We start from the raw sequence: 13686 nt of genomic DNA, 5'->3' as shown, positions 1-13686 counted from the left end.
CTACTTCAAAATTAAGTTATAGATGACCTGAGCCGCCTCTGCACGGGAAGCTATCCCTTTAGGCAGGAACTGCCCTAGTTTTTGGCCTTGGACCAGTCCTAGTCGGGCTGCATCCTTCACCGAAACAGCTGCCCATGAAGAAACCTGAGCCATATCGGTAAACAAGATATCTGTAGAACCAACAGGCACTTTCCCATCATTCAGTTCGTATGCTTTCATCAGCATCACCGTAATTTCTTCACGGGTAATCTGTGCGTCCGGTTGGAAACGGGCTGCGCTTCGGCCGTTGACAATACCGGCTTGGGTCGCAATCGAGATGGGTTCCGCGTACCAGGCATCTGTCGCTACATCTGTAAATTGTACTTTTCCCGCTGTGGTCAGTCTCAGAGAATGAACGAGCATGGCGGTGAATTCAGCGCGAGTGACTGCCCGTCCTGGCTCAAATTGATCCGCGTTTGTGCCTTCGACATACAGCTTAGCTGCCAACTCCTTGATTACAGAGCTGGCCCAATGATTGCCCGGAACATCGGCAAACGTTCGATTCAGTTCCAGAACGGCATACTTGCTGAAGTGGCTCACTTTAGTTGTTAATACGCCATTCACATAATCCGATTTGAGAAATTCCAATTTCCCATTTTCGTTAATATAATATATTCCTCCCTGTGAAGGATCGAAGCCCTCAGCTGCTGCTAGGCTCAGCGTAATGGGGTGATCAAATACAGACAGTGTTTCGGTTGTACCTGATTTAGTTGTTGCGGAAAGACTGAATTCATAGATTTCTCCCTTAAGAGCAACGGTTGCCCGAGATGATGATTCCACAGAGGCAATGACCTCCCTGGCCTTGCTGCCAAGCGGAACCATTTTCAGGGTAATTGTACTATCATCCTGTTGCCCTGCTGGTAACTTATCCAATAGCTGCTGAAACAAACTCGAAGGAATTTGCAGGGTTAGCTTGCCTGATTTCACTTCCAGTGGATGGTTGCCGAGCTGGCGTAAAACAGCAGATGACAATTGTAGCTCCTGAGTACCAGCCTTGATGTCCACAACGGCTTTCCCTGCCCCACTGTCCACTTTCAGCATATCGGCTGTAATGACCAGTTTTGCTGTATCGTTCTCCGGAGTCGCGCTGCTGCTGGAGTTTCCGCTAGTATTATTGGTATTGTCATTGTTGCCAGGGTTGCTTGGATTACCTGGATTACCTGGATTACCTGGATTTTCCGGATTGCCTGGTTTTTCGGTCAATTTAACCAACTTCGATGCAGCCGGTCCAAGCGAGATGGACCATGAACCCGTGGCTGACGAAGATTCACCTGTCCACAAGTCTTTTAAAGTATAGGTTTTGGAATCATTCAGTCCGGCGCGGCCCAGATCGATCGTTTTGTTTGCTGAACTGTTGCCGTTGTAATTAAATACAGCAAGGTAATAATCATTGCCTTCCTTCAGAACAAACGTATCTGCGGCGTTGGCGTTTGTATTTCCTTCAAGTGGTTTGAATACTTTGCCTTTCAGCGCCACTTGGAGAACATCCGTGTTATTGTACAATGCTGTCATGTACTCCTGTGCCTTCGGATCATTCACATCATCGGAATCTAGCATCACCGTACCGGCAATTACACCGGAATTCACCCGGCTGCGGGCTTCCTCTAGGGTTGAAGCACTGCTTAATGCCAAATGATCTGGGTCTGTATAGGAATAAATCGTCCCATTTTGCCAGAATCCATATGTCAATGAATTAAGCATGTACTCCGTCTCATTGATTTTGCCATAGGTGTCACAAGAGATCCGTCTGCTATGCGCATACTGACTTGGAAAAATCGGTGCAATGGACGCACTAATAAACATTTTTCCATCCAATCGCTCTTCAACATAACGCATCCCTTCATTGTATGCCTGGATTCCTGTCGTCACGGTAGTGTCATAGTGTTGGCCTTCCAGTGAGCCATGGGTCAGGAAATCCAGTTTAATGAATGTGAATCCAAGTGATTTAAACTTATCCAGAAAATAATCCATACGCATTTGACTCCCCGGATGTGTCACATCCAGTGCATATGCTCCATCCAGTGTAGGCAGAGGTTTCCCTTCAGCATCCTTAAGCACAATATCACCATACGTATATTGCCCGTTGGTACCATCCACTTTTTGGCTCATATCGTTGCCCCAATACACAAACGGTCCCCAATAGATGCCTGCATGCTGACCATTGTTCTTAATTACGGATACGGCTTGGGCAAGCTCTGCATCACTCAGATTGTCCCAGTAGGAATCCATATTAATGAATACATTGCCGTTATTGTTGAACTTCTTAAGATTGTTCTTGAAATAATTGGACACATCCACTACGTTCTGATAAGACAGCCCGCTATCATAAGCTCCCCAGCTATTCCAACCTACTGGAACACCTTGTGCCAGCTCCGGATTCAAGGCTAGGGGAGGCGTGATTATCGCATTGGCTTTACCGTATTCTTCAAGTCCTGTACGATAATCACTGAAACCGCCTACCATAATCATAGGTGAGGATATTTCAGTACCGGTCAGGCTGCCATGTGGCTGAGTATCGCGGGTAACGTCACTGGCTGCACCACCATATACAGCAAATTCATTCAACCGATTAGCTGAGCCTTTCCAGTCAATACCTGTCTTCCAGGTGTCATGGGTTACTGAACCGATCACAAGACCGTTACGTGTTGAGTTATTGAACACCGTTGTCATTTCGTAACTGGTATCCGCCCGGTTCATCGTTTGAGATTTATAGCGAATCCAGGCATCGTTGTCAAAAGGTACCGTAAGCACACGGTTATCCGAGCTGACACCGATATCCACACCACCTGTATTTTTCACGGTAATTGGGGACATGTAATTACTCTGGATGTCTGTATCACTGATGGCGTCCAAACGGTTGAGGAAATACAATTGATCTTCATAAAACCGGTAGACTTGCTTCAGGGTTGGTTTTCCAGTGGAAGTATGAACAAAAGTCAGCTCCACGCCTTTGCCGAATCCATCCTGAATCTCCAGCGGTGCTCCACCGCTCGCATGACTCTCATAACCTTTGGTTTCCAAAAGGCTCTCGCCAAGTTTAATGCTGCTGAAAATCCCCCGCATCTTCTGCCCTTCTGCCCAGCTATAGCCGACGAATCCAGTTTGGGTATTATAAGACACTTCGTATTGTCCGTTCGATACCTGAAGGCCATACGTGTAATCAGTCACCGTAATATCCCCGTATCGTTGAGAGTCACCCGGTGTTCCCAGATCGTCATCTCCTTCACCTGGATTTTCGGGTTCTGTCTCTATCGCAGGCTCTACGATAATCCGGTCCAGATCGGGAGAATAGCCATTATTGTCTGAAAAGGTAATCGTATTCTCGCCTTCAGTTAATGGGAGTGTAAGATCATACGTACCTACCGTATCCCAATCCGGGGTTTTGGGCAGATCGTGGAACTGCTCTTCCCCATCATTCGCATGGACATAGAAACTCCGCGGATCACCGGAAAAATAATCTACCTTAACGCGGTAATCACCTGTCATGGGGGCTATAATTTTATTGAACGTCAAAGAGCTCCCGCCATTCAGATAGCCGACCTTTTTGCCGCCGGAAGCATTCGGGCTCTCTGTTACGCGTGCTTCACCAGTCAGTGTATTGCCCGAATCTTCGGCTTCATAGCTAAGCGTATACGGGATCACTTCAATTCGGTCAAAATCGGGGGAGTACCAATCATGATCCGAGAACGTGATGGTATTCACTCCCTTATGGAGGGAAGCTTCCGCATCATACGTGCCTACCGTATTCCAGCTTGCCGTTTTGGGCAGATCAATCATCTCATCCGTCCCATTGTTCACCTGCATATAGACAGGTCGCTGGTCACCAGAAATATAAGATATCCGGATCAAATATGTACCATCTGCCGGTACGTTTACATTCGTAAATTGCAGTGAACTGTTTTTGTTCATATCCGTTACTTTTTTTCCGCCTGAACTGATACTGCTGTCCACCACCTTGGCATTGCCTTTCAAAATATTGTCGGCTGCTTCTGCCTCAATGATTGCACCATGCAAATTTTTCTTCCAGTCGTCTCCGCCCCCTTCTCCCGGGTGGTCACTGTCCAAACCGCGGATCACAATCTTGTCGATGTCAGGAGAATACCAGTTGTTGTCATCAATCAGGATGGTGTTGGTACCCGCGTTCAACGGAAGAGTCACATCATACGTTCCCACCGTATCCCAGTCGACTGTCTTGAGCGGTTCTTCAAATTGCTTTTCCCCGCCATTCGCACTAATATTAAACGGCCGCGAATCACCTGAAATGTAGTAAATGGAAATCTTATAATTTCCTGCCTCACTTACAGTAACATTGTTAAATTGCAAGGAACTGCCTTGATACATGCCTCCGACCTTTTTGCCGCCTGAAGCCGTCGGGCTATCGGAGATTTTCGCGTTACCAAGCAAAATATTCCCCTCGGCCTCGGCTTCATAGGTATTCATATCATCGGCGTGAGTTGTTCGGACGAACTGGCCCCCGCCAACTACCAAGCAAAAAATGATTAAGCACACCAATCCTTTTTTCATCATCCGTCCCAACATAACATGCCTCCATTATCTTTTGATTGAGTCAGGTCTCCATATGCCTATCCTGCGGTGGTTCACAGCCATTATCTGTAATCGCTTTCATAAAGAGCTGCTAAATCCCATCTCTCCTCCTTCCTTTCCTATATGCCTAATTGTAAAAAGGAGGAGAGGGATGTTCCATACCACAATGTTACTATTCATACAGGAAAGCCTCTTTCATTTGCCATATCATGGGTTACTCAGAGGGAGCCTATCCAAAATCATGTTCAAGGAAAACGGGAGGATCATGATCGTTACCAGACAGCCTGTATCGTCATATACTTTTCCTGTATTCGTTGGGTGTTACGCCCTGTGTCTTCAGGAAAAGAGATATAAAATAAGATGTACTTTCATAGCCCACGTTCTGCGCGATATCGTGAATCTTGAGCGAGCCATCTGCCAGCAGTTCCCTGGCTTTATCCAGTCTGATGCGTGTCAGATAATCGTGAATGGTCATCCCTGTTTTGTCCTTAAATATGGATCTCAAATAGTTCGGTGACAAATAGACCTGATCAGACAGGCTGTTGATGGTAATCGGCTGATTGTAATTCTGATCGATGAGGGTGCGGACCTTGTGAATCAATTTTGCATTTTTGTCCATAAACCGCTCACCCAGCATACTCACCGCATCTTCCGCAGTACCGAGAATCAGATCCTCGATCTCATGCAGAGTCAGTGCATTATAGATGGAATGATACAGCTCAGCCCGCTTTGGAACAGGTTTATGAAGCTGCTCCAGCAGCTCATTAACGAGATCTATTGACCAGTCGCAGATGATTTTTTTCTTGACTCGCAGTGTTGCCAATCCCTCAATATACCCATGCAGCTTCTGTGCAGCCCATTCAAAGTCTAGTCGGTTAATGGCCTCAAACCATTCCTTTTGTTCAAAAGGGGGCATATGCTCTGTATAAAACTGGTTCGAAAGCTTCTCCGCATGAATAATCGTGCCTGTACCTTCATAGAAACGCTCGTTCAAGATGGTTCGCGTCTGTTCATACAGACAGTGAATGTTGGATAACTCGGTCTCTTGTCCGCCTACAGCAGCCGTTACCGTAAAATCCAAGGCACTACGAATAGCCTCCGCCAAGTCTTCCCACGCATAATGTCCCGGCTGTTGGGACGCTTCCATAAATACACCGGTCTCTCCTTCCTTGTAATCCACAAAGATCGCTTTCAGGTTCTTCGCTTTGAAGAAATGATCGAGAAAAGACACCAGCCGAGCCGTACATTCCTCCAGACTTTGCTGTTCCTCTTCAGCCTCCTTGGGATCGATACTAAACAAGGCCATTGCATATCGTGTGGTCTCAGATTGTCGGGTTAGACGGCTGAAACTACAAGCGAGATCAAGAGCACGATCCTCATTTTTTTCGTAAGATAACTCCTTCAGGATATTGGCTTTGGCCGCCTCCATGGAACGGTTCTTCATTGCAACTTCGTCACAACGCTGTTTAACTTTACTGATAACGCTTTCAATTTCATTTAAATCCAAAGGTTTTAGCATATATCCCACGGCCCCTACGTTGATAGCCGATTTTACATATTGAAATTCATCGTGCCCGGTCAGAAACATCACTTGGATCGAGTCGTAGCTCTCATGTATCTTTCTCGCCAGATCAATACCGTTCATGATCGGCATCTGAACATCGGTAAGAACGATATCAGGCTGGGTGGCCTCGATCTTCTCCAAGGCCTCCCTGCCGTTACTCGCCGTTCCCATGATATAGATACCCATCTCTTCCCAACGGATATAATCCCTCATCATCTCAAGTCCCAGCTCTTCATCGTCTACCAAAAAAATACTATACATCAACGTCCCCTCCCTTTGTCTCTGTCTATCTCTATTATATGTTTTTCCCCCCGTGAGACCATGGTCCATATAAATGAAAGTTATTTTCAAGTATAGATCGTTATTTTACCAACTCCAGCTCGCTATTGAAATAGTAACTTTCGCCTGCTTCGGCATGAAGGATCGTTCTATGGTTGCCCCAACAAATGGTGAATGTTTCCGGCGAGAAAGTGTGAATGTTCGTAGAGGTCGGCCTTCCATTCTCCCAAACGATGTCAACCTCGGCATTTCCTTTTGCTCTCAACCCGGTTATCGAGCCGGTGCTCCATGCCTGTGGAAGCGCTGGCAGAAGGTGAATCTCGCCCGCATAACTTTGCAGCAACATCTCCGCTACGACAGCTGTACCGCCGAAATTTCCATCAACGACAAAAATATTACTCTCAGCTCCAGCAATTCCGGATTTGGAATAGGTGAATAGATTATCAAAGCACAGGCCGCCGATCAAATGTGAGAGGTGTTTATATGCCGTCTCCCCATCGTGCAATCTCGCAAAACCCAGTCCAAACACAGCAGCTGTAAATTCAACATCCTCCAGCTCTTCCTGGACCATGCGGTTCTCCAGCGTTACTCGTGCTGCCGCACTGAGTTCCGGTGTATGGTCAGGTGTAATCTGATTGTCCGGATACAGCGCATACATATGAGACAAATGCCGATGCTCCGGCTGCACCTCTTCATAATCTTCCAGCCACTCCTGTAACTGGCCTTTCTTGCCGATCTGTAGAGGTGGAAGCTTGCTGATTGCTTCTTCCAGCTTGCGTCCGAGTTCCTCGTCTTTATTCAAAAGTTCAACTGAATGAAGACAAAATTCGAAGAGCCTGCGCACCAGCATCTGGTCCATTGTTGTTCCCATAGACAGCTGCTGTGCCGCCTCTCTCGAATTATCGGGATAAAAATGATTCTCCGGCGAATTAGAAGGACCCGTCACCAGCCAACCGTTCCGAGGATGCTCACACATGTAGTCCAGATAGAAGGCCGCGGATTCCTTAAGTACAGGATAGGCCACATTCTCTAGGAAAACACGATCCTGACTATACTCATAATGCTCAATCAGGTGTGTAGCCAGCCATAATCCACCTGTAACGTTCAGCCCCCATGAGGTCTCCCACCCAGGCAACGTAAAGCCCCATACATTGGAGAAGACATGAGCGATCCAACCTTCGCATCCATATACATTACGAGCCGTTTCCCTGCCCGCCTGTGCCAGGTCCTCAACATACCGAAATAACGGAAGATGGCTCTCTCCAAGATTCGTAATCTCTGTGGGGTAATAATTCATCTGGGTGTTCACATCAAGGTGATAATCACAGCTCCAGCCCATTCGACACGCTTCACCGTCATTCCAGATTCCCTGGAGATGAAGTGGCAGCGGTGAGTTCTCACGAGAGCCCGCAATGGTCAGATACCGTCCATATTGAAAAAATAATGCAAACAGCTGCGGATCTTCAATCCCCTCACCCTGTTCCAACAAACGAATGCGTTGGTCTGTAGCCAGACCGGATTTCCCCTTGTGCCCCAACTGAATATCTACCTTGTCATATTGATCACCGTAATCACGGATATGATCCTCCCTCAGCAAGGCATAACCCTTCTCTAAAGCCCTCATCAGCGTAGACTCGTTCTCTGTTTCCCACTCCTGATCTGTACGGCGATAATCTGTGCTCACACTAAAATAAATCCATGCCTCATCCGCTCCGGTCACAGTCAATCGATCATCTCTACTTGCGACAGTCCCTCCGGATATAACCAACTTGAGCAAACCCTTGGCCCATACGCCGCAAGTCCCATCACTATGTACATTTTCCGTTGCCTGTCCTTGGAATTCAAGCGTGTTATCATCTAAGGCTATAACCTTGAAAGATTCCGTGCCTGCCTGCAAACCAAGTGTAAAGGATACGCCACCCGGAGCATCGCTCCAAATTCGGGAGGCCACTATATCATCGGCGTGAGAAGCGAAAACTTCACGAAGAATCGTCATGTCATCATCCTTCCAGAAAGCCCCGGCCAACGCATGAGTAAGATCCAGCTCACGTTGGAAGCTTCCAACTTCATCAGAACTCGAATTCTTCTTCCCAAAATCAATAACAACATCACATAATCCAAGATGGGTGCCGAAATTACGCTTCTTTGGCTGCAAATGTTGTTTGGCAAGTCGATCTCCTTCATCATAATCGCCGGAGAAGAAATAGCTGCGCATCTCTTCCAGTGCAGCCTTGCCTCCTTCAGAAGGATGCTCCGGGTCAATCCGCCCCGACCAGAAGGTAACCTCGCTCATACTCCATACCTCACGATGCGATGACGCCATAACAACTGCCCCTATTCTTCCATTGCCCAGCGGCAAGCCTTGAGACCAATCCGCTGCAGGGGTTGAATACCACATAGTAAAATCGTTCATATCATGTCCTCCAGTCCCCAAACAAATAAACGCGCGATCTGTGAGATACAAAAGCGCGCGTTTGACTTTGTTTTTATTTTAAAATCGATCATGGTTCCGCTTAATTATTTGACTCCGATCCGTTTTCCTTCACGGTCAATCTGAAGATTTTGGATTCCGCCGGTTCCAGCGAGACAATAAGCTCTCCAGACGTTTCCCCTTGTGGGCCTTCCCACAGATCTTGCACATTGTATAGGGCATTGGCGTTTAGCCCGGCCCGCTCAAGCGAGATGGATTTCACCGCTGCCTGTGCAGAATCAAAATTGAAGACGGCGAGATAGAAGCTCTTCTCTTCCGACGATTCCAGGACAAACACGTCAGAAGACAGTTTCCCAAAATCACCTTCAACTGGACGGAAGGTTTTGCCCATACGAGCAACGCTCAAAATATCCTTGTTGCCAAGCCACTCTTTTGCTCGTTCGGCAGCTTCCTCTTTACGGAAGTCATCCCCGAGCAGAAGCACCGTACCGGCAATAACTGAAGCGGTCAGACGGCTACGTCCTTCATGCCAACCGGTAGCTTCCTGGTTGAAGCTCTTGTACAACACCGAATGATCAGGATCATTGTAGCGATAGAGCGTATTGCTCATCCACCAGCCGTGAGTCAATGAGTTCAGCAGGTATTCCGTATCCGCAAGTGTACCGAAGACATCACAGGAGATACGGCGGCTGTGGGCAAAAGCATAAGGAAATAATGGTGCGATGGACAAGTTAATGAAAAACGGTCGTCCGATTACTTCTGGTGAGATCTTATGCTGCAAATAAGACATGCCATAGTGATAAGCAGCGATCCCTGTAGTAATATCCGGGTTGTGGTGCTGTCCTTCCAGCGAGCCATGTGCCAAGAAATCCAGTTTGATATATTCGAAACCTTCCGCAATGAATTTATCCGTGAACCAGTCGATTCTTTGCAGGTTGCCGGGATGTGTCGGGTCTATTGCCAGACCACCGTCTACATCTGGCAGAATTTCGCCCTCACTGTCACGCAGCAGGATATCTGCATAGGTGTATTTGCCGTTCGTTCCTTCGACCGCCTGACCGAACTGATCAGGCCCTCCCCAGAAGGCAAATGGGGTCCAGTACGTTCCCGCTCTATGTCCATTTTGCCGCACCCGGTCCAGCGCGCTCTTCATCTCTTCCGGCGTAAAATTGTCCCAGAAAGCATCAAAGTTGATGTATAACGTTTCCTCATTCTCGAATCCAAGCGGCTGTACTTCATTTTTCAGAAAATCGCTGGTCGCTGTATACAGATCATAGTCCAGATCACTCATGGCCGCGGACCAGCTGTTCCATCCGATCGGAACGCCGCCCTCCCAAGGTAATTGAGCCTCAATCCAGGTATTCGCCTGACCGTAGGCTTCAAGACCTTCACGGTAGTCTTCATAGAACCCGATGAATACCAGGGGAGATTCCACTCTTTTTCCCTTCACATAGCCATGAGGCTGGGAATCGCGAGTCAGTTCACTCACAGCACCACCGTACAGATCAAGTCCCTCTATCTGTCCGCTTTTTTCGCTTTGCATACGAATTCCTGTTTTCCATACCTTATGCGTAAGGGATCCCATCACAATTCCCCGGCGGCTGTCGGGCGCGAACAAGGCTGTCGCCTCGTAACTCTCCACATCAAGCGGCGGCTTGACCACCGTATATCTCACCCATTTATCGTTGTCAAACGGAACACGCAGAATGCTTGGTTCATTCTGGCCGGATTCTCCGAGCGATATGGTTTTGGATTGGATGACAGCCATGCGATTCGTCTTAAGCTCTTCATCACCGACTATAGCGGTCTGCACCAATACATACGGTGAGGATTCATACATATAGAAATGCTGCTCCAGTTGGGGCAGCAACGAAGCTTTATGCAGAACGACCAAGCGGATGCCTTTTCCAAATCCTTCTCGAACAATATCTTCCTGTGCCGTCAGCTCATGGTTCTGATAATGATCCGTGTTGTATTCCCGGCCCTGCCAGCGAAAAGCACTACGAATGCCTTTCACATGGGAAGAATGCTTGCCGATGCAGGACACTTCACCATTCTCAAGATTGATCTCCAGGCTCACGTGCCCATTTGTAACGCTTACAAGATTAACATTCTGTTGCTGCACTTGTACGGCTGTATCGCGAGTTAGCATCATATGCCTCCTTATTGTTGCATGCTGTGCCATGAGTGGAGCTGGTTACGTCTCTCCTGCCCAAGTCTGCCCTCATTATAAAGACGGAACAGAGCATTTTCCATGCAACGATCTTCCGATCCATAACGCGATTTAACTCATCTTAATCTTGTAGGTACGTCCTGCAGATGTAGGGAAACTTATGATATTTGAATCGGTGTTCTCCGTTTCAACTACGCTGCCGTCAAGTGTTACCTCAACTGGACCTTCACCTTTAAGCACGCAGTCCCGGCCCAGGTGTGAAGTGATATACGCTTCTGCAAGTTGTCCGTTGTCCCACCGGATACTAACCTCAAATCCGCCTCGGGCACGCAGGCCGGAAACATTGCCCTGCTGCCAAGCATCCGGCAATGCAGGTAGCAGTTCCATATAAGTACGGTGAGATTGCAGCAGCATCTCGGCTATCCCGGCAGAGGCAGCGAAGTTGCCGTCGATCTGAAACGGAGGATGTGCTCCCAGAAGATTCGGATAAACCCCTCCATGGTTGTAGTGTTCCGACGCTCCATCTCTGACCAGGCGTAACATGTTGGATAGCAGACGCAGGGAACGGTTTCCTTCCCCGAAACGACTCCAAAGCGCAACACGCCATCCCAGACTCCAGCCTGTGCTTTCGTCTCCCCGCCGCTCAAGTGAGGTTCTGGCTGCGACAAACAATTCCGGCGTCTCCTCGTCCGAAAGCTGTCGACCCGGATACACGCCTACCAGATGCGAGGTATGCCGGTGATAAATGTCCTCATCCTCAAAGTCCTTCGACCACTCCTGCAATTGACCATATTTTCCGACTTGCAGCGGGAGAAGACGCTCACGGATGCTCACCAGTTCGTTTCTGAAATCCGGGTCTGTTCCAAGAATCTCCGAGGCTTCAATACAGTTGGTGAACAATTCCCAGATCAATGAGATATCCATGGTTGAACCCGGACTGACCGCTGCTACACCTTCTGATGTTCGGAATTTATGCTCCGGCGAAGTCGAAGGTGTAGTCACAAGACGACCGCTACCATCGTCAATAAGCCAGTCCAGTGCGAACAGGGCTGCCTCCTTCAACACAGGATAAGCGGAAGTACGCAAATACGTCTCGTCTCCGCTAAAAGTATAATGCTCCCATAAATGCTGAGTCAGCCAAACACCTCCCATCGGCCAGAAGGCCCAGCTTGGATCACCGTCACCATAATTGCCCACCGGTGCCGTATGTCCCCAGATATCCGTGTTATGATGCGCGGTCCAGCCGCGAGTTCCATAATTGACCTGTGCGGTCTCAACGCCCTTCTTCGCCAGATTGCTGATCAAGTCCAGTAAGGGCTCATGGCATTCGGCCAGATTGCATATTTCAGCAGGCCAATAGTTCATCTCCGTGTTGATGTTCAACGTATAATTGCTGCTCCAGGGAGGACGAGTTACTGCATTCCATATACCCTGAAGATTCGCGGCTTGTGTTCCCGGACGGGAGCTTGAGATCAGCAAGTAGCGCCCATAGTGAAAGAGCAGTTCCACAAGCCCCGGGTCCTCCGCTCCATAGGTAGTAATCCGCTGTTCGGTCGACATCTCCTCCGGAGCAGGTGAATTCCCAAGCTGGAGCTTCACCCGATCGAACAACCTACGGTAATCTTCAATATGCGAGTCAAGCATGCTGTCATATGACTTGGCTACCGCCTCATCCAGAAATGAACTTGCAATGAAGGAAGCGTCTTTTCCCTCGACTCCCGGAATGGCATCCATACCGTTAAAACTTGTAGCTGCGCTGAAATAAAAGGTTGCCGTTGTTGCACCCAATACATGAATTCCATTGCCATCCACCGTTACCTGTCCGTCCTCTGTCTTCACCGCTAGCTGTCCTTCAAATACCATTGCCTTGTTATGTTCAGAGTCACCGTACCGAATAGGCTCATCGCTTGCAAAATAGCTCGGATCTACATGTTCCGGGGCTGTTCCTTCCAGAACAAAACGTTCTTCCCTAGCACTAGTCACATGCCGAAGCGGGCTATCCAGTGACGCATGTACATTCAGCGCGCCTTCCACACTAGCAGCCAGCCGCAGCACAATTACCTGATCCGGATGCGACGCAAACATTTCGCGGGTATAAATCACATGGCCAATCTGATATTCAAGGCTGTGCACTGCATTTTCTACATCCAGCGTCCGCTTGTAGGAATGGTAGATATCCCCGTGTTCAAAACGCAGGAGTAAATCTCCGAAGGGCAGGTACGATTGAGTGTACGGGCCCATCATCTCTCTGGTCAGCGTGTCTGCTTCCGTATAACGTTCCTCTTGTAACAGCGTGCGGACCTTTGGCAGAGCATCCTTTGCCCCAGGATTGTTGCCGTCCTTCGGATAACCGGACCACAGTGTATCCTCATTCAAGCTGATTTTCTCCTGCTCCACCCCACCAAAGATCATGCCGCCAAGACGGCCATTACCTATGGGAAGCCCTTCCGTCCATACATGTGCAGGTTTGTCATATTGAAGTTTCATGTGCACTCTCCCTTAAAATTTTCTCATTTGCTAGCTAATTCTATTTGGAACATCCGTAAACGTGTTATCGACAAGGTTAACCTTGCTGCATGCGCTTACATAAACTGTTTCTTCAAGGCAGGATAACTTTCCTGTCTCTGTGGTAGACAATATTTTATTCGACTTGAA

Annotated in this window: 5 protein-coding genes; all 5 read right to left on the bottom strand. The window is 48.2% G+C overall.

Going from position 1 to position 13686, the window contains the following annotated elements:
* The 5 genes from NKT06_RS16275 to NKT06_RS16255 all read right to left on the bottom strand — a co-directional run bounded on the left by NKT06_RS16275 (position 1) and on the right by NKT06_RS16255 (position 13518).
* Positions 1–4578 carry an S-layer homology domain-containing protein gene (locus NKT06_RS16275; RefSeq protein WP_253436489.1) on the bottom strand — a complete coding sequence of 1526 codons (4578 nt, stop codon included), beginning with the start codon at positions 4576–4578 and terminating at the stop codon, positions 1–3.
* 298 nt (positions 4579–4876) lie between these two features.
* Complete coding sequence (locus NKT06_RS16270) at positions 4877–6409, bottom strand: response regulator (RefSeq protein WP_253436486.1); 1533 nt, start codon at positions 6407–6409, stop codon at positions 4877–4879.
* Between the two features lie 100 nt (positions 6410–6509).
* Complete coding sequence (locus NKT06_RS16265) at positions 6510–8840, bottom strand: glycoside hydrolase family 95 protein (RefSeq protein WP_253436482.1); 2331 nt, start codon at positions 8838–8840, stop codon at positions 6510–6512.
* Positions 8841–8940: 100 nt separating this feature from the next.
* On the bottom strand, positions 8941–11013 hold the full coding sequence (locus tag NKT06_RS16260; protein WP_253436477.1) for an alpha-galactosidase: 2073 nt from the start codon (positions 11011–11013) through the stop codon (positions 8941–8943).
* A 129-nt stretch (positions 11014–11142) separates the two neighbouring features.
* A complete protein-coding gene (locus NKT06_RS16255; protein WP_253436474.1) occupies positions 11143–13518 on the bottom strand; it encodes a glycoside hydrolase family 95 protein in 2376 nt (791 codons plus the stop codon).
* Between the last annotated feature and the right edge of the window lie 168 nt (positions 13519–13686).

Origin of the sequence: Paenibacillus sp. 1781tsa1 (assembly GCF_024159265.1) — a bacterium.
GTDB lineage: Bacteria > Bacillota > Bacilli > Paenibacillales > Paenibacillaceae > Paenibacillus.
Note: the sequence above shows the minus strand (reverse complement) of the source record. Positions and strands in the feature narration are given on the sequence as shown.

Bases quoted from the DNA above. Each gene is read 5' to 3' on its own strand.
- NKT06_RS16260 (WP_253436477.1), bottom strand. From the start codon at position 11,013: ATGATGCTAACTCGCGATACAGCCGTACAAGTGCAGCAACAGAATGTT.
- NKT06_RS16265 (WP_253436482.1), bottom strand. From the start codon at position 8,840: ATGAACGATTTTACTATGTGGTATTCAACCCCTGCAGCGGATTGGTCT.
- NKT06_RS16270 (WP_253436486.1), bottom strand. From the start codon at position 6,409: ATGTATAGTATTTTTTTGGTAGACGATGAAGAGCTGGGACTTGAGATG.
- NKT06_RS16275 (WP_253436489.1), bottom strand. From the start codon at position 4,578: ATGTTGGGACGGATGATGAAAAAAGGATTGGTGTGCTTAATCATTTTT.
- NKT06_RS16255 (WP_253436474.1), bottom strand. From the start codon at position 13,518: ATGAAACTTCAATATGACAAACCTGCACATGTATGGACGGAAGGGCTT.